The 18,672-nt window shown below is 37.5% G+C and carries 19 protein-coding genes; 2 read left to right on the plus strand and 17 right to left on the minus strand.

Annotation, left to right across the window (positions count from 1 at the left end):
• Window positions 1-41: 41 nt before the first annotated feature.
• From ACO052_RS10275 to ACO052_RS10305, 7 genes are all read right to left on the minus strand, one after another.
• Window positions 42-1,262, minus strand: a complete 1,221-nt coding sequence (locus ACO052_RS10275; protein ID WP_422107924.1) for a GTP-binding protein — start codon at window positions 1,260-1,262, stop codon at window positions 42-44.
• Window positions 1,263-1,498: 236 nt separating this feature from the next.
• Window positions 1,499-1,936 (minus strand): hypothetical protein, encoded by a 438-nt coding sequence (locus ACO052_RS10280; protein WP_422107925.1) that lies wholly within the window; start codon window positions 1,934-1,936, stop codon window positions 1,499-1,501.
• Window positions 1,926-3,320 (minus strand): ABC transporter permease, encoded by a 1,395-nt coding sequence (locus ACO052_RS10285; protein WP_422107926.1) that lies wholly within the window; start codon window positions 3,318-3,320, stop codon window positions 1,926-1,928. Before ACO052_RS10285 ends, ACO052_RS10280 begins: the two co-directional genes overlap by 11 nt.
• Window positions 3,317-3,946, minus strand: a complete 630-nt coding sequence (locus ACO052_RS10290; protein ID WP_422107927.1) for an ABC transporter ATP-binding protein — start codon at window positions 3,944-3,946, stop codon at window positions 3,317-3,319. The genes ACO052_RS10285 and ACO052_RS10290 overlap by 4 nt, the downstream gene beginning before the upstream one ends.
• Window positions 3,947-4,330 carry a MerC domain-containing protein gene (locus ACO052_RS10295; RefSeq protein ID WP_422107928.1) on the minus strand — a complete coding sequence of 128 codons (384 nt, stop codon included), beginning with the start codon at window positions 4,328-4,330 and terminating at the stop codon, window positions 3,947-3,949.
• A gap of 187 nt (window positions 4,331-4,517) precedes the next feature.
• Complete coding sequence (locus ACO052_RS10300; RefSeq protein WP_422107929.1) at window positions 4,518-5,330, minus strand: hypothetical protein; 813 nt, start codon at window positions 5,328-5,330, stop codon at window positions 4,518-4,520.
• 91 nt (window positions 5,331-5,421) lie between these two features.
• Window positions 5,422-5,910, minus strand: coding sequence for a YdeI/OmpD-associated family protein (locus tag ACO052_RS10305; protein ID WP_422107930.1), 489 nt, complete (start codon window positions 5,908-5,910; stop codon window positions 5,422-5,424).
• A gap of 86 nt (window positions 5,911-5,996) precedes the next feature.
• Here ACO052_RS10305 and hemN point away from each other — a divergent pair, with 86 nt between their 5' ends.
• Together hemN and ACO052_RS10315 are read left to right on the plus strand one after the other, a co-directional pair.
• A complete protein-coding gene (gene hemN, locus ACO052_RS10310) occupies window positions 5,997-7,361 on the plus strand; it encodes an oxygen-independent coproporphyrinogen III oxidase (RefSeq protein WP_422107931.1) in 1,365 nt (454 codons plus the stop codon).
• Between the two features lie 10 nt (window positions 7,362-7,371).
• On the plus strand, window positions 7,372-8,205 hold the full coding sequence (locus ACO052_RS10315) for a universal stress protein (protein WP_422107932.1): 834 nt from the start codon (window positions 7,372-7,374) through the stop codon (window positions 8,203-8,205).
• Window positions 8,206-8,277: 72 nt separating this feature from the next.
• On the opposite strand, the gene ACO052_RS10320 is transcribed toward ACO052_RS10315, so the two are convergent.
• From ACO052_RS10320 to ACO052_RS10365, 10 genes are all read right to left on the minus strand, one after another.
• A complete protein-coding gene (locus ACO052_RS10320) occupies window positions 8,278-8,718 on the minus strand; it encodes a hypothetical protein (protein WP_422107933.1) in 441 nt (146 codons plus the stop codon).
• A 249-nt stretch (window positions 8,719-8,967) separates the two neighbouring features.
• Window positions 8,968-9,531 (minus strand): hypothetical protein, encoded by a 564-nt coding sequence (locus ACO052_RS10325; protein ID WP_422107934.1) that lies wholly within the window; start codon window positions 9,529-9,531, stop codon window positions 8,968-8,970.
• 76 nt (window positions 9,532-9,607) lie between these two features.
• Window positions 9,608-10,309 (minus strand): sulfite exporter TauE/SafE family protein, encoded by a 702-nt coding sequence (locus ACO052_RS10330; protein WP_422107935.1) that lies wholly within the window; start codon window positions 10,307-10,309, stop codon window positions 9,608-9,610.
• Window position 10,310: 1 nt separating this feature from the next.
• Window positions 10,311-10,757 (minus strand): FixH family protein, encoded by a 447-nt coding sequence (locus tag ACO052_RS10335; protein ID WP_422108060.1) that lies wholly within the window; start codon window positions 10,755-10,757, stop codon window positions 10,311-10,313.
• 228 nt (window positions 10,758-10,985) lie between these two features.
• Window positions 10,986-12,410, minus strand: coding sequence for a cytochrome c oxidase accessory protein CcoG (ccoG, locus tag ACO052_RS10340; RefSeq protein WP_422107936.1), 1,425 nt, complete (start codon window positions 12,408-12,410; stop codon window positions 10,986-10,988).
• A gap of 26 nt (window positions 12,411-12,436) precedes the next feature.
• Window positions 12,437-13,426 carry a cbb3-type cytochrome c oxidase N-terminal domain-containing protein gene (locus ACO052_RS10345; protein WP_422107937.1) on the minus strand — a complete coding sequence of 330 codons (990 nt, stop codon included), beginning with the start codon at window positions 13,424-13,426 and terminating at the stop codon, window positions 12,437-12,439.
• A complete protein-coding gene (locus ACO052_RS10350; protein WP_422107938.1) occupies window positions 13,423-13,611 on the minus strand; it encodes a CcoQ/FixQ family Cbb3-type cytochrome c oxidase assembly chaperone in 189 nt (62 codons plus the stop codon). The genes ACO052_RS10345 and ACO052_RS10350 overlap by 4 nt, the downstream gene beginning before the upstream one ends.
• Window positions 13,612-13,615: 4 nt before the next feature.
• The gene (gene ccoN / locus ACO052_RS10355; RefSeq protein ID WP_422107939.1) at window positions 13,616-15,820 is read right to left on the minus strand and encodes a cytochrome-c oxidase, cbb3-type subunit I; all 2,205 of its coding nucleotides are present in this window, start codon (window positions 15,818-15,820) and stop codon (window positions 13,616-13,618) included.
• 10 nt (window positions 15,821-15,830) lie between these two features.
• Window positions 15,831-16,016: a cbb3-type cytochrome oxidase assembly protein CcoS gene (gene ccoS, locus ACO052_RS10360; RefSeq protein WP_422107940.1), complete on the minus strand. Its 186-nt coding sequence runs from the start codon at window positions 16,014-16,016 to the stop codon at window positions 15,831-15,833.
• A gap of 274 nt (window positions 16,017-16,290) precedes the next feature.
• Window positions 16,291-18,666 carry a heavy metal translocating P-type ATPase gene (locus tag ACO052_RS10365; RefSeq protein WP_422107941.1) on the minus strand — a complete coding sequence of 792 codons (2,376 nt, stop codon included), beginning with the start codon at window positions 18,664-18,666 and terminating at the stop codon, window positions 16,291-16,293.
• Window positions 18,667-18,672 lie beyond the last annotated feature (6 nt).

Below are 18,672 nucleotides of genomic sequence, written 5' to 3' on the forward strand. Positions count from 1 at the left end.
AAATTGATGGTTTTTGATGATATTAATTGTTATTTATTCTATTATAAAGCATAAGCGCGTTCCACTGGCCATGAGTCTTCATAGCCCTCCATCCATTGCTGCGTATCTAATTCTTGGTCGGTGGATAGGCAATGGTCTAAGAGTGATCTGATGTGAGCCTCGTTCATGTTTTGTCCAATAAAGACGATTTCATTTTTTCGATCACCGAAGTTAATATCCCAATCGGATTCTATTAAGGCTTTATTTTCTACGAATGCCAATTGCTGAATACGATTTTCGAACGGCATACTGCTCCACCAAACTCCAGCGCTATCAGCTTTTAAAGAACCACCGGCTTGGCCCCATATCAATGCTTGATCTGGTCGGGAAGCCAACCAAAATAGGCCTTTACTTCTAATGATATTATCGGGAAATTTTTCTTGGACAAAGTTTAAAAATCGTTTTGGGTCAAACGGTTTTTTTGTACGATATACAAAAGACGATATGCCATATTCTTCAGTTTCTGGAGTGTGTTCTTCCTTATTGAGTTCTTCTATCCAACCAGCGCTCTGCTCAGCTTCTTCAAAATCGAATAAGCCTGTATTTAGAATTTCTTTAGGATCAATTTTACTATAATTTGACTCAAGAATACGCGCAGAAGGATTTAGTTTTTGAATCGTCGCCTTCAATATAGCGAGATGATCTTCTGAGACCAAATCGGTTTTATTGAGAATGATAACATTGGCAAATTCGATTTGATCTGTCAATAGATTGACAATGGTACGGTAATCGCCTTCAATATCGGTAAGCTCCCTATCCATGAGTGTTTCAGGGCTGCCAAAATCCTTGAAGAAATTAAATGCGTCTACTACGGTTACCATAGTATCGACATAACTAAAGCGTGATAGGTCGATATCATTGTCTTCATCAATAAAAGAAAAAGTTTGGGCTACAGGAATAGGTTCACTAATACCAGTGCTTTCTATCAAGAGATAATCAAATCTGTTTTCCTTAGCCAAGCGCTCGACTTCAATCATCAAATCCTCACGAAGTGTACAACAAATGCAACCGTTGCTCATTTCGACCAATTTTTCTTCGGTACGCGATAATGTATTTTCACTTTTCACCAATTCGGCATCGACGTTGACCTCACTCATATCATTAACAATAACGGCAACTTTTAAGCCCTCTTTGTTATGTAGAATATGATTTAGTAATGTTGTTTTTCCAGCGCCTAGAAAACCGCTTAAGACCGTGACTGGAAGTTTTTTTGAAATCTGCATTAGTATTAAAGATATTTAAAAAAAATTGAATACAAATTTACTAAGAAATCTTTAAACGCAACCCAGTTGCGATTATACATAAACGATTAATCATGTCATAAGCTAGCTATGTCTTTAATTATATTTTGCGTGGGTTTAATATAAGTGGGTCATTTGAAAAGATGACTGAAATCATTTAAATCTAAAGTATCCTAATACTTGTATCCATTTTGGATATAAACTCCAGAAATACCTAATTAATCGGCGAGTTGACCTTCACAATCATTGAGAATATAATTAAAGTGATTGATATCTTCACTATTGAGTTGTAGTACGCCAGTAATGGTAACGATATCATCCATTTTAAAGGAGGGTTTAGAGGAAAAATGGAGCTCCATAGCTGTTTCAGGTCCGCCAACACCACAGAAAAAGCACGACGACATTGGTCCTCTAGACAAAATGAATACTTCTCCTTGTGGATCGATATCTAAAAAATAACCGGTTATACTTACTTTTTTCCCTTCTAAGGCTTTGACGGAAGGCGAAAAATTTGGGTATAAAAAATACTCGTCATATACAGGGAAGTATTTTCTTTCGAAACTTACATCTGCCAAATCTTGCCAAGTAATATTTTTTTGTGCATAACCTAGAAAGGAAGTAAGCGTTATAAAAGCGACTAAAATTTTATTTTTCATTACTTAAGATTGTTGATATATTCATTTTCATAATTGGGTATATAGCCAATGAAATGGATAAAACTATCATTACAAAAACCAGGCCAATGATTTGTAATATTTGATTAAATGGCAAGCTTTGTAACATGATTTGCTGGTGTCCACTTTCAAGATAATTGAATAATACATGCAGCCCGACATTTGCAAATAAAAAACCAATTACAAATGCAAAACAGACTATAATTAGACCTTCGTAAGTTACCATTTTTATTAATTGTATGGTACTGGCGCCGTAAGTTCGTAAAAGCGCTAGGTCAAAAGCACGTTCTTTTATCATTTTATATAGGCTTATAAAGATAGTCATTCCAGAAATAATGAGAATGATATAAGCTATCCAAGAAATGGTTTTAAACCCCACACCAGTGTACTCATATAACCTATTCAGTTCATATTTTGGCAATGCGGCTTGCATATTGGTGTCTTCGTTAATTCTTCTTGGAAGTGTTAGGAGCGCCGACGGATTTCTAAAGGTAATTAATAGCGACGTAATTTCCTTTTCATCGCCATGGTCTTCGTGATGATGACCATGCTCATCCTCGTCTTTATGCCCTTCATGATCATGGTCATGTCCATCTTCATCTCCATGGGCTTCATGATCATGGTTATGCCCGTCCTCATTTTCGTGCGCTTCATGATCATGGTCTTGCTCATCCTCACTTTCATGTGCTTTATGATGCTCATCTTGGTCTTCAACCTGTTGTTCATCATCTTCGTGCGTGTCGTGCTCATCATGGTCGTGAACATCCCATACGCTTTCTAAATTGGTCACTATTAAGCGATCTATTACTTTTTGTGTAGGTTTAAAAACACCGACGACTATTAATTCTTCGTCGTGTACATGGACATCGTTATCTACCAATCCGTGAGAACTTAAAAATGTATCCCCTATTTTAAGTTGAAGCTGTTCGGCTACGCTATGACCTAATACCACTTCCATGGATTTTTGCACAAGGCGCCCTTCCTTCAATTCAGCACCGTAAAAGGTCGTAAATTCTGGGGTCGTTCCAACAATCTTAAAGCCTTTGTAATTGTCCCCGTAAGAAATGGGCACTGCCTTTTTGACTAAGGGATTTTTTCGAAACTTATCAATTGATTTATAAGGAATATTACCAGTAGGATTGTCTAAATGCAATACCGAAGATAGGATGAGTTGAAGTGGACTTCCTTTGGCACCAATGACCAAATCAATATCTCCTAAATTATTTTCCATTTGGTACTCGAAAGAGGTTTTTAATTGCTGGATGCCTAAGAGCAGTGCAATACTTAATGCCAACATAAAAACACTTAATACAGTGTACAGGGGCTTTGACTTTATATTTTCGATGCTAATCTTCCAGATATTCATAAGGTAATGGAATTTTGAAAGAAGGGTTTTACTCTATGATCGTGTGTTATGACTATTAAATTGGCATTGTTTTTTTCGGCCTGTTTTTTTAGCAGTTCAATGACAATTTTACAGTTTTCATCATCCAAACTTGAGGTCGGTTCGTCTGCCAAAATGAGTTTTGGATTGTGTATTACCGCTAAGGCAATACCTAAACGTTGTAATTGGCCTTCGCTTAAGGCGCCAATCTTACGATGTTTTTGTTCGGTCAGCCCCAAGTCTTTAAGTAATGCGTCAATAATAGGGTTATCAACGGCTTTTTTACTTAAAAATAGGCGTGCTTGTAAATTCTTGAAGACCGTTAATGAACGCACCGCATGATTCTTTTGAAATACAAGCCCTATATGCTTTCCTCTAAAAGCGTCTAATTTACTCGCAGATAGGGAACTGATATCGACGTCATCAATACATATCTTACCGCTTATAGGCTTTAATAAACCTGCTAAGAGATGTAAAAGTGTTGTTTTTCCTATTCCTGACTTACCTAAAATAAGTAGGTTGTCTTGCTTTTTTAAATCAATATCTGGGAAGCCAAAACTGTCTTCACCTTCTTTATAATAAAACTTTAGATGTTCTGTTTTAATCATTTAATGCTTATGATGCTGTGTTCTTAAAAATCTCCAATTAAAGTAATGTGCAATTGATACCAATAAAGCACCAAACACTGTATTACCAATTTCCCATAACGCCGTAAATTCGAATCTCCCGATCGCAATCAGAAAAAAACCTACAGATGCAAAACGTAGTGGTTTTAATTTATGGTGAACTTTTTTGTAGCTAGGCCAAAGCGAAATAAAAACAAATAAAACACCTAAACAAATAAAACACCATTCTATATATGGGTTTTCTAAAAAGTGCAAACTACTTAAGGATGAAAAAGAGAGTACTACAGGTATAACTGCACAATGTATAGCACAAATTAGCGAACTTGTCAATGCGATAATGTCTAGGTTAGCATTTTTTATCTTCATAGCGTCATGTCCTGATATATATTATTGCAACTTAGTTGCAATAAGGGAATTTATGCAAATATATTACTTATTTATGGCATCACAACACTTCAGCTATAAGTTAAGAATACATAGCACAAGACTCTAATAACAAAAAGGTGCAGCATTTGCCGCACCTTTTTATTTAACCGTTGAGTTAGCTTTTATATTACTCAGCTTTTAATGTCACCTTACGTTCAACCGTGTTGAAAGGTCCTGGCAACACCTTACCCTCAGCATCTACTAATTGTAATTTAATGGTGACCTCTCCCATGGGTAAACCTGTCACGACTTGCGGTGCCCATTCTGAGATGGTAAATGATTCACCATTGATAGTCGCTAAGACTTTATGACCAGTTTCTGATAATTCAGTATTTAACACAAAGAAATCCAGAAGTAAATTTTCGGTATCCTTCCCAACATAAGTACCTTTTGGTCTGCTGTATATCAAAGTAGGAGCCTCCATATCCAAACCTAAACTATCTTGGGCATTTTCACCAACCACTAATTTTCTAACTACCATAGAATTGTCATTCTTTACGGACTCATGATATGAACGGCTTAAAAAAGCAACAAGATGATGCACACCTGCAGGAATTTCTTTTTTAATATTTGGCTCATAGTGTGCAGAATAGGGCTGATTGTTTAATATAAAATGAATGTGCTGCCCTTTGCCAGAATTGGCTAGTTTTTGCGCATTCGGACTATCGGTTTGATCTCCAAGCACATAATTTTCTAGAGTAAAGTTAAAATCAACTTCGCCAGCTTCTGCAACTGTCATGCTTTGCGGCGTATCTAACATAAGCTTGGCATCAGCATAGGCAGGGGAATCCGTAAGTGGTGCAATTGCTATTTTTGTCGTTTCAGGAGCTTCTTTGGTTGTTGTGTTGTCTTTTACTTCCTCTGTTTCTTTTTTACCATTTTTGCAGGCCGTTGCAAAAATAATACTGAAGGCTAATAAGGTAAGTTTTAGATGTTTCATGGTATATTTTTTTAAGTTAGTTGCTTATTTATACAAGCGCCAAAATGGACGAGTAAAGTTAAGGATATAAGTGCTGCAATGCAAAAAGAAATCAAGGCTTCTTTAACCATAATTTAGGATCAGTAATACCACGTTTTAGATTTCCTGTAAGAATTAGAGCTTTATCGACGCGCATTTGAGCTGATTTATATCTTGAAATGGTGTATATAATACTGCGTTGTTTTCCTGGTGTGAGGTTTTCAAAAATGGTATAAGCGTCATAATCGCTTAGCAGCACCGCTTCTAATTCTTCGGACATGTCTACACCGTATTTAGACGTATCCTCAAACACTTGCAGTTGAAAATAATCGTTCATAAATACGCCTAAGGCCTTTTGTTTGGCCTTACTAAAATAGATGCGATATAGCCCTGTTTTTTCGCGTTTTAAGGCCGCATAGAATTCGAGTTGTTTATCCTCAAAAGATGCTTTTACCTTAATGCGTTTATGATTTCCTTTTAAAAAATCGGCAATAGGAGCGTCTGGCAAGATAACACTCTGTTTATCGGCAAGAGTCACTTCAAAAGATGTACTTTTTAGCATTTAACTGTTTATTAAATCGTTACATGACAAATATCATATTTTTTACAGCACCTTACGAGTAATTTTGATGTAAGACAAACATAAATATGTGCCAAAAGTTAGTAAATAAATACAATGTGGCAGGTCCACGCTATACCAGTTACCCAACGGTTCCGTATTGGGATACGGGCTCATTTTCGTTACACGAATGGGAAAAAGTACTGAAACAGTCCTTTGATGAATCTAACCGTAAAGAGGGTATAAGCTTGTACGTGCACCTGCCATTTTGCGAAAGCCTTTGCACATTTTGTGGATGCCATAAACGTATCACTAAACGTCATGAGGTTGAGTTACCCTATATAAAAGCCGTTTTAAAGGAGTGGAGCTTATACCGAACATTATTAGGTGCAAAACCTAAAATTAAGGAACTGCATATTGGTGGTGGTACACCAACGTTTTTCTCACCAGAAAATTTAAAGTTCCTCATTTCTGAACTGTTTAAAGCTTCTGAAATAGCGGAGGATTACGAATTTAGTTTTGAGGGCCATCCGAACAATACCACGGCTGAACATCTGCAAGTACTTTATGACTTAGGTTTTAGGCGTGTAAGTTTTGGCGTTCAGGATTATAATATTGAGGTTCAAAAAGCTATTAACCGTGTACAGCCTTTTGAGAACGTAAAACGTGTGACCGATTTAGCCAGAACCATAGGCTACACCTCTGTTGGACATGACATAATTTTTGGTTTGCCCTTTCAGACCGAGGCGGATGTTATAGAAACCATCAAAAAGACCGAGGCTTTAATGCCAGATCGCATTGCCTTTTACAGTTATGCGCATGTGCCATGGATAAAGGGGAACGGGCAACGCGGCTTCAAGGATGCCGATTTACCGAGTGCCGCATCTAAGCGAAAGCAATACGAAACGGGTAAATATACGCTAGAAAAAGCAGGCTATGTGGAGATAGGGATGGATCATTTTGCATTACAAACAGATGCGCTATATCAAGCTATGCAGAATGAAACCCTGCACCGCAATTTTATGGGGTATACCGCATCAAAAACCCAAGCGATGATTGGTTTGGGCGTGTCGTCAATCAGCGATAGCTGGTACGGATTTGCACAAAATGTAAAATCCATAAGTGACTATTATCGACTTATTGATGAGCATATTATCCCCGTATATAGAGGTCATATTCTCGGTGACGAAGATCTCAAAATCAGACGACATATTCTCAATTTAATGTGCCATTTTAAGACCTCTTGGACAGCACCCGAAATGACCTTTGCAGAATTACCGGAGGTACTCATTAAACTTAAAGAATTAGAACACGATGGTTTAGTTGTTTTTGGAAGAAAGCAAATGACCGTAACTGAAAAAGGGCGACCTTTTATAAGAAATATTTGTATGGCCTTTGATTTGCTATTGCAACGCAAAAAGCCAAATACCCAATTATTCTCAATGACCATATAAAACGAATACTATGAAAAAAATTATTGTACCTATAGATTTTTCGGAGCATTCAGAATTTGCCCTGGAAGCTGCGGCTAATTTGGCCCAAAAATATGGTTCAGAACTTATTGTATTGCATATGTTAGAATTATCTAATGCGATACTTATTGCAGACGAAAATTCAATTAACGAAGAGGCCGTGTTTTACCTTAAACTAGCGGAACAAAAGTTTGAGGCATTTTTAGATAAACCTTACTTAGATGGTATTAAGATAACGCCAATAGTGAAGCACTTTAAGGTCTGGAGCGAGGTCAATGAGGTAGCCAATAAGCACGATGCTAATCTTATTGTTATGGGCTCTCATGGTGCGAGTGGCGTAAAAGAGGTGCTGGTGGGTTCTAATACGGAGAAAGTAGTGCGTCATGCAGATGTTCCGGTATTAGTGATTAAGCACAATCCTATTCTTTTGGATTTTGAAAATGGCGTCTTTGCCAGTGATTTTTCCGAAGAAGCCATCACGCCTTATCTCAATGCTAGGATTACCTTTAAAAAGCTCGGAGCGAAGATGCACTTGGTCTATGTGAATGCCCCTGATGGGAATTTTAAGAGTTCAACAGAAATAGATAAGTTGGTGTCCTTGTTTTTGAAAAAAGCCGATGGCGATTTAGATAATCTGGATAATGTAAATGTCGTTTCGGATTATTCTATCGAGAAGGGCATTTTGAATTTTGCTAATACCATTGGAGCCGATTTAATTGCGGTAGCAACACATGGTAGAAAAGGCCTAGCCCATTTCTTTGAAGGTAGCATCTCTGAAGATATTGCCAATCATTCGACTTTACCGGTAATGACCTTTAAAATATAGTTCTTGATGTTTATTAGTTAGTGTTATTTAATATCAAGTTAAAGCGCCAAGGATTAATTTCTTTGGCGTTTTTTATTTTAAAGCTTCTCTAAGCTCGCGATCCTGTTCGGCATTAAGGTTTAAATCTTCTCTAATCACAGAGTGTGTTGGTCTGAGAAAAATCATATAGACCAATAATACTCCAGAAATAACAAGATAGAATAGATTAGTGGTAGTCATGAAGATGACAATACCTAGAATCGCCGGTCCCTCAATTAGTGCCAATCTAATGATTCTAGCTGATTGATAACTCACAAGTTTCTCCTTTAATGTTGGTTTTGCATGAACGGCTTTTAGAAGATTATTAAAAATAAAATGGCTAGCTATAGGTCCGCCCATTCCTAATATAGGAACCAAATAAAAAAAGATGTCATTCGTATCATTCAAGTTCATTGTTGCATTATCAGTGATGTATAATGCAATAGTTCCAAATACCAATACTGCGAGACTATAGGCGTAGTGAAGGATAGTCATTGTTTTTATTACGCCCTTTGGTTCGTAAGATCGGTTGTTGCTGTTATTCAAGAATTGAAACTTTTAATATAAGGTAAATATAAACTTTTAATGACAATCCATATAGTACTTGAAGCCATTGCTGTAATTGGTGTAGGAGAGAGCTAAGGAATAGCAAAACTTTAGCCTCTAAGGACAAACAAACCCCCTGTAATTACTACACAAATACAGGAATCACCTTTTGTATACGCTAATTCATCGATCTTACTATTAAAAACGGAATCCGATTCTTAGATGTAAATTTATAGCTACCCCACTTTCTTCAGTAAGGATAACATTGTCTTCTTCAAAGTAATGAACATATCCAACGCCAATACCAGTCTCATAGTTAAAGTATTTGCCGATATTGCGCCGTATACCCCATGTTGGAATTATTGAAATGTCACTTATAAAAGTCACATTATCAGCTAAGGATCCAATAACAACATCCGGATGGTAGGTCGTTTTTATCGAAATAAAGTTTCCACTATTACCATCGATACGCCTTTTTTTGGCGGCACGTTTGTTAAGATTATAATACCATCTCGGTTCTAGAGTTAAAGCTGGTACCATAATAAAGCTCGAATTACCAACGAAATTATCGCTAAAAATAGCGGCATCTAGACCAAGTTCACTTCTTAAAGCAATGGCATCGGATAGTTTAGATTCGTTGTGTATCCAAATACCCAGAAAACCTGTTTGAATACCAAATACAGATTTTTCGACACTTGCATCTTGTGACGTGGATTTAAATGTTGAAACAAATAAAATAAGAACTAGAATAGTTTTCTTCATGATTGATTGAATTTAATTGATATAGTTTCTCTTTGCATCAAAGACTATACCAAGTAAAATCAAAAGTGGATTTATATTAATGACAATCCATAGCGCTAGAAGCCATCTCTACTATTGGTGCAGGGGAGAGGTAAGGAATGCCCAAACCTAGACCTCTAAGGATAAACAAGGCTCCTATAATTACTACAAATACGGGAATGGCTTTTTGTATACGCTGCTTAATGCTCTGATTTAAAAACTTGCCCAAATAAATAGCAGAAGTCATTAAAGGAATGGTACCAAGACCAAATAGTACCATATAAAAACCACCTTGTAGCAAACTGCCTGTAGCAACGGCTCCAAAAACGGCCATATAGACCAAACCACATGGTAAAAATCCATTCAAAAATCCGATTGTAATGAAAGTATCCGCTGTTTTTTTCTTGAGTGCTTGGCCTAGATTGGACTTTACTTTAGAAATCATCTTATTCAGCGGCTTGGATAAATTGTATTTGGCGAGGGTCTTATATGGAATCAGCACCAAAACAATCATGAGAAGACCTATCGCAATAGACAATTGTTGTTGTATACCAAAGATGTATAGACTTTTGCCTACTAGTCCAAAAACTAAGCCAATTAAACTATAAGCTATTAATCTACCGATATGATAGATGCTTATTTGACTGACTTTCTTGAATGAATTGGAACGGTCTACCGGCAGCATAAAGGCAATGGGGCCACACATACCAACGCAGTGTAAACTCCCCAATAGACCTAATATGAATGCCGAGTATAGCATATTAGTAATTGATTTGTTCTTTAAATAAATAGGACTTGTTGTTGTAGGTCCAATCGATGTTAATGTTCCAGCGACCATCTAGTAAACGATTGTCAGGTATGAGCAAATTGTGGTTAGATAATGAAATAGGAGTTTCAAAATCTAATTGTTTATTAGATGGTCTGTATAGGAACACTTTACCTTTAATATCTTTTATATCCAAGTCTTTGGGAAATGTAATAAGAATACCATCTTGGGTTTTTTGCCAAGTGATATTGGTCTTTAAGGTTTTTGAATTTTCTTCCTTATCTATATCAGACTGAAATTTTAGTTCTTGTTGATAATAATCTTCTACGACCAAGTCGTGATCATACTTATCATTGGCAGCCATATTGACCACAAAATACATGATAAACCCTATAAAGCCTACAAATGCTATAACGATTGCTGTTCCCCAATTTATTTTCATGTCTCTACTTCCCGTGAAAACGGGAACCTCCATATTTTAGTTTTGTCATTCTGAACTCGTTTCAGAATCTTTACTTAATTATTTTTTTGAAACCATTGGTTTTAGTGCTGCAAGAACACCCCAATGAGCTACGCTCGGTATCTTCAATTAAAGCAATAGCTTTAATTTCGCTAATCCTCAAGGGGACAATTTGCTAGACTAAATTTTCAATTTCAAATCTCGAATACATTAATTATAGTTTCGCGGCCCTAGAAAACCTACAGTAGTAGTTTCAATTAATTCGTCATTACTGTAGATATCTATTCTCAATTTATTTTTATCGCCTGATAAATCACTTTTCTTCAATTCTATAAACAAGGTCCCCTCCGCAAACTCCTGTGATTTAATTATGAATTGATCGGTAGCAGAGACCAATTTTATATCGCCGTCCATACCTCTTAATTTAAAGCTTACATTTTCTATATCATTAGAGGTTTTATTAACCAATTTGTAGGTATAGACATTGCTAATGATGTTTTCTCCTTTTTGTTCGTAGGATTGGCCAGGTAATCTTAAAATGCGTGCTTCAATATCATTTCTTAGCGTTAGCATTCCGGCTAAGACGCCGATTAAAATCACCAATACGGCAATGTAGCCTTTCATTCGTGCTGTAAGCTTAAAAGGCGCTTTGTTTTCTATGTTTTCTTCACTGGCATAGCGGATTAAACCTTTCGGAAGGTTGATTTTTTCCATGATGGTATCGCACTCGTCAATACAGGCCGTACAATTCACACATTCCAATTGTGTACCATTTCTGATATCAATACCTGTAGGACATACATGCACACACTGAAAGCAATCAATGCAATCACCATGTCCTAAAGCTGCTCTATCTTCATTTTTTCTAAATTTCTTTCTGCCGTTTTTGCCTTCACCACGCTTATGGTCATAAGCCACAACAATGGATTTATTGTCCAAGAGTACACCTTGTAAGCGACCATAAGGGCATGCTATAATACACACCTGTTCTCTAAACCAAGCAAAAACAAAATAGAAGACTCCGGTAAATATGAGCAGTGGTATTAAAGTGCCTAAATGTTCAAATGGGCCATCTTTTACATAATTCAGTAGCTTGTCGCCTCCTATGAGATAGGCCAGAAATACATTGGCAATTAAAAAGGAGACCACTAAAAATATAAACCATTTTAAAAGTCGTTTCCTGATTTTTTCAGCATTCCATTTTTGGCGGTCCAAGCGCATTTGCTTGTTGCGATCGCCATCGATCCAGTATTCAATACGTCTGAAGACCATTTCCATAAAAATGGTCTGTGGGCAAATCCAACCACAAAATATACGTCCGAAACCTACTGTGAATAGTGTGATAAACACAACACCTATAATCATAGAAATAACGAAAAGGTGGAAGTCTTGTGGCCAGAACGGAAAACCAAAGATGTTAAATCGTCTTTCGATGACATTGAACATTAAAAATTGGTTTCCTCCGATTTTTACAAATGGAGCAGCAAATAAAAAGACCAATAAGAAATAGCTGACGATTTTGCGCTTGTCGTAATACCAACCAGATGGTTTTTTAGGATATATCCAGTTGCGCTTACCTTCTTCATTGATGGTGCCTATGGAATCTCTAAAAACTTCGTTTGCTGGCGTTTCCATGCTCTATTTTTGGGACAGTTTTTCTTCTATTCGTTGGTCTCTGCTTCAGTAGTTTCCTCTACCACAGCCTCTTCTTCGGTCGCATCAGTAGGCTCTGAGCCTTCTGCACTATCGTCACTATTAGCATCTTCGGCAGTCTCATCTACCCATAGATCGCCTTCAGCGGGTTTAGGTTCGGCAGGGGTAGTCCCTTGGAATTCCAAAACATAACTAGCGACCTGCGCCATTTCAAGTGGTGTTAAGCCTTCTTTTTTCCAAGATACCATACCTTTACCATCACGACCGCCTTCAGAAATCGTACGGAATACATTTTTAATGCCACCACCTAAAATCCAATACTCATCGGTAAGGTTTGGCCCGATACCACCTCCACCATCAGCCTTATGACACACAACACATTTGCCTTCAAAGATGGCTTTTCCAGCATTTAAATCGGCAGCTTCGGTCAACACTTCAACCGTATTGGCGTCGACCAAATTCTTTGCGGTTCTTTTATACTCTTCAATGGCGCGTTGTGCTTCGGCATATTCAATTTCGTATTCTACAAATTGGTCATCGGCATTAAAAACATGATAGCGTGCCATGTAGACCACACCAAATATAATAGTAGCATAGAAGCCATAGAGCCACCATGGCGGAAGACTGTTATCTAGTTCCTTGATGCCATCATAATTATGATCTAATATAATTTCGCCTTCTTCTTCAATTGGTCGAGAACCAAGAAGCTTTTTGTAGGTCTTTTTTATCCAAAGGGTTAGTTTTGAAGGTGCTACTTTTTGAGCGTCATATCTGGCCTTGGCTTCTTCATCCAAACTTTGGTAAAGGATATTATCCATAGAACCTACGATACCTTCTATAGCTAATAATATGAGTAAGACTAATAGTAAGAATAGCATTATAATGGGTTGCTCCATAAATGCCGGTTGATCACCAGAATCAACAAAGTACTCTACAAGTCCGACAATGGCTAAAAATACAACGGGAACTCTTATGTATGATGGAATTAAATGTCTCATGATGTTGTGTTGTTGTTTTTGTTGTCTAAGGGTAAATTACTAACAGTCGTGATATATTCTTTTTTAGCGGTAATAACCCAATAAAACAAGGCCACAAAAAAGATAAAGAATATTAACAAGGATATGATCGGGTAGATTTCTATACCCGAGATACTTTCCATATGGTTTTTTACAAATTTTAGCATGATCTTATTGGTTTTGAGCGGTTTCGTTAGCGATGTCTTTCACTTTTATATCCGTACCTAAGCGTTGTAGGTAAGCGATAAGCGCAATGATCTCCCGGTCTTTCATTTCTACATAGTCTTCACCATTAGCAAGGGCTTCTTTCTTGCCACTTTCGAATGAAGCTAACAGATCTGGATCTTCTTTTAAGTTCTTTATAATAGCTTCAGATTGTACATTCATCAGTTCTTGTGCATTGGCAATCTCTTCTTCTGTGTAAGGCACACCAAGCGAAACCATAGCCTCCATTTTCTTCTCGGTCATGGATGTATCCAACTCATTTCTAATCAACCATTGGTAAGCAGGCATTATAGAGCCAGGCGATATTTCTTGTGGGTCATACATGTGTTTAAAATGCCAGGAATCTAGATATTTACCTCCTACACGATGTAGGTCTGGCCCCGTTCGCTTACTTCCCCAAAGGAATGGGTGGTCGTAAACAAATTCTCCAGCTTTAGAGTACTCACCATAACGTTCAACCTCGCTTCTAAAAGGTCGTATCATTTGTGAGTGGCAGCCAACACAACCTTCTCTGATATAGAGATCGCGTCCTTCTAGCTCTAAGGGTGTATAAGGTTTTACACTGCTTATGGTTGGTATATTCGATTTTACAACGATGGTCGGGATAATCTGAACAATACCACCAATTAATATGGCAACGGTCGCATAAATGGTTAACAACACAGGTTTACGCTCCAACCAAGTGTGCCATCCTTCGCCAGCAACTCTGCGTTTTGATACACGTTGTAATGCTGGTGCTTCCGCTAGTTCATCAGTAACTTTAGAGTTTGATCTCACCACGGTCATGATGACATTATAAACTAAGATGAGCATACCAATAAGGTATAATGTACCACCTATGGCACGCATCCAGTACATGGGGATGATTTCTGTTACGGTTTCTAAGAAGTTACCGTACACTAAGTTACCTTCTGGTCTAAATTGTTTCCACATACTAGCTTGTGTAAACCCAGCGACATACATTGGCAATGCATAAAGGATAATACCTAAGGTGCCTATCCAGAAGTGTACGTTTGCTAATCCAATAGAATGCAATTTGGTTTTAAACAATTTTGGGATTAAGAAATAAATCATACCAAATGTGAGGAAGCCGTTCCATGCCAGAGCACCAACATGGACATGAGCAATAATCCAATCGGTAAAGTGTGCAATGGCATTAACGTTTTTGAGTGAAAGCATTGGGCCTTCAAAAGTGGCCATACCATAGCCTGTAATGGCGACCACCATAAATTTTAGAACTGGATCCGTACGAACTTTATCCCAAGCACCACGTAAGGTTAAAAGACCATTAATCATACCACCCCAAGACGGTGCTATCAGCATTACTGAGAACGCTACGCCTAAATGCTGTGCCCATTCTGGTAATGCTGTATATAACAAGTGGTGAGGTCCTGCCCAGATATAGATAAAAATTAAGGACCAGAAGTGGACGATAGATAATCGATAGGAGTATACCGGTCTATTTGCGGCTTTAGGGACGAAATAGTACATTAAGCCTAAGAACGGTGTGGTTAAGAAGAATGCGACGGCATTATGTCCATACCACCATTGTACTAAGGCATCTTGGACACCGGCATACACCGAATAACTCTTAAGGCCACTAACCGGTAATTCTAGACTATTAAAAATATGGAGTACTGCAACAGTTACGAATGTGGCGATATAAAACCAGATGGCAACATACAGGTGGCGTTGACGACGCTTTAAAATGGTCCCGATCATGTTAATACCAAAAACGACCCAAACCAGAGCAATGGCAATATCAAATGGCCACTCTAGCTCAGCATATTCTTTGGATGTAGTGATGCCAAGTGGTAAGGTGATTGCCGCTCCAACAATGATTAATTGCCAACCCCAAAAGTTGATGTTACTGAGCAAATCACTAAACATTCGAGCTTTGAGTAAGCGCTGCATAGAGTAGTATATACCTGCAAACAAGGCATTACCTACGAAAGCAAAAATGATTGCATTGGTATGTAATGGTCTCAATCGGCCAAAACTTAGCCACGAAACACCATCGGTCATGTTTGGGAATAAAAACATAAAGGCCAGAATAAGCCCAACCAGCATCCCGACCACACCGAAAACTATGGTAGCGTAGAGGAATTTTTTGACGATTTTGTTATCGTAATAGAATTGTTGCATTTCCATATTAAAAAAATTAGTCAGTTTTTGTCTGTATTGATTCTTTAGAAGGTTCTTTTACCAGTTCGTCTTCAAATAACATGCGAACGGAAGGCGTATAGCTGTCATCGTATTGCCCGGATTTTACAGCCAATAAAAAGACGATAAAAAAAGCTATTCCAACAATGACACTAACCGTTAAAACGATATATATAACACTCATACCTATTTGAAGTTATGGTCCAAATTTACTCCTGAACCTTTTTTTAAAACATGACTTTTATCATGTCGATTTTTTTTATTTCAATTTTCAAGCCTTTCCCTAACCGTTTCGTCGCTAAAGCTTATAAGCGTAAGAGACCTTTCCAGAGGAAAGGGAATAATCAAATAATGCTTTTTTGAATAACTATTACTGAGAATAGGTTCAACATTTTTGAATTATATATAGCGCACCGTTTAGTTATTTCTCCTTCCCGCTGGGAAGGATGGGATGGGCCTTATTTCAATTTCCGTCCTAAAAGATTGGTGCAAATGGTTGTAAAGACGACAATACTTATAGAACTCAATGGCATTAATATGGCTGCCACAACGGGGGCTAATTGACCTGTGACGGCAAAATATAAGCCGATAACATTATATATGAATGAGAGTACGAAGCTCCATTTAATAATTTTAATTGCAGATTTTGACGCCTTTATATAGGGGTATAATTCTCTGAATTTTGTAGCATCCAAAATGGCATCACAGGCAGGGGAGAAGACGTTGACATCTTCGGAGATCGCTATACCAACATCGCTTTGTGCTAGAGCACCAGCGTCGTTAAGACCGTCACCTACCATAAGGATTTTTGCGCCTTCGGATTGATGGTACTTAATAAACTCTAGCTTATCTTCAGGTTTTTGGTTAAAAATCAATTTGGTTTTAGCTGGCAATAGCTTTTTTAAGTTCTCGCGTTCTCCTTCATTATCTCCAGATAGAATGACTAAATCAAAATGCTTTTTTAGTTGATTGAAAAGCTTAGCAACACCCTTTCTGTAGCTGTTATAAAAAGTAAATTTTCCCTTATAGGTATCATTACTGCTAATATGTACTGTCGTATTTAAAGTGGAGCTTACCTCAGGATTACCGACAAAACTCGCCGATCCGATTTTAAGACTTATATCATCGTGCTTGGCTTCAATACCTTTACCCACGTGCTCCTCAAACTGGTCAAGTGTAATGATGTTGTGCTCATCTAGAATATGGTATAGGGTTCTGCTCAACGGATGATTGGATCCACGAAGGGAATTCTTTAGTACCAAGCTTTCTGATTCAGACAAATGCGCACCATCATATTCCGCGCTATTACTTTGGTTAGAGGTAATGGTACCCGTTTTATCAAAAATTACCGTGTTAATCTGGGCCAATTGTTCGATGACACTTGCATTTTTAATGTAGAATTTCAGCTTACCAAAAATGCGCAATAGATTACCAAAGGTGAATGGGGCAGAAAGTGCTATAGCGCATGGGCAGGCAATAATCAATACGGCAGTAAATACATTCATAGCTTTACTTGCATCCATAAACAACCAGAAGCTTGTGGCTACGATAGCGATGGTTAGAATGGCTATGGTGAAATGTTTGCTAATGGCGTTGGTGATATTGGTAAAGCCATCTTCTTTATTTTTATTAAAGACATCGTTACTCCATAATTGAGTGAGATAACTTTGTGCAACTGATTTAATGGCTTCGAGCTCAATAACGCCAGCGGTTTGTTTACCGCCAGCAAAGAGTTTGTCCCCAGATTGCTTTGATACCGTTTGCGATTCTCCAGTCACAAAACTATAGTCTATTTTTGCCCTTCCGTTAATTAGGATACCGTCTACAGGAATTAATTCTTCATTTCTGATCAAAAGACGATCGCCCTTTTTTATATCATAGACTTGGATGGCATTTTCGTTACCCGCTCTATCAATTTTGGTGACGGCAATTGGGAAGTACGATTTGTAGTCGCGTTCAAAAGAAAGAAAATTATAGGTTTTTTGTTGAAAAAATTTACCAACTAAAAGAAAGAATACCAAACCAGCTAAACTATCGAAAAAGCCTGAGCCTATGTCAAAAGCGATTTCAATGGTACTTCTTATAAAAAGGACAGAGATACCTAAAGCGATGGGGACATCAATGTTTAAAAGTTTTGCTTTTAGGCCTTTGTATGCTGAGATAAAGTAATCTTGTGCAGAATAAAACACCACAGGCACAGACAGTGCAAACATTAACCATCGAAAAAAATATTTGTATTTCTCCAGCCAGAATTCGTTGATTTCGAAATACTCTGGGAAGGATAAAAACATAATATTTCCGAAGGCAAAGCCTGCCACTCCCAGTTTGTAAATAAGGGTTCTGTTAATGTGCTTTTTTCCGGATTCAAAATCGTCTAAGCTGATGTAAGGCTCATAACCTATAGAACTTAATAAAATCACAATGGATTTCAAATCCGTGGCCTTAGAATTATAGGTAACTCTCACCGTTTTCTTTCCAAAATTGACCTGAGAATCAGAAATATTTGGGTTGAGTTTGTTCAAGTTTTCAAGAATCCAAATACAAGAACTACAATGAATATGAGGAATATAAAGGCTCACAATTTCGATACTATCATCTCGAAACTCTGTGAGTTTTTCAATAATATTTTCTTGCGACAGAAAATCGTATTTACCTTCTATCTCCTTTGGAATAGCACCTGGTGAATTCTGTAAATCGTAATAGCACGTCAGGTCATTTTCGCTGAATATTTCAAATACTGTTTTACAGCCATTGCAGCAAAATGATTTGTCTTGATATACGATTGGTTGATTACCACAGTCGTCACCACAATGAAAACAGGCCTTGTTTTCCATGTTATA

It is taken from the genome of Winogradskyella sp. (assembly GCF_965228925.1).
GTDB lineage: Bacteria > Bacteroidota > Bacteroidia > Flavobacteriales > Flavobacteriaceae > Winogradskyella.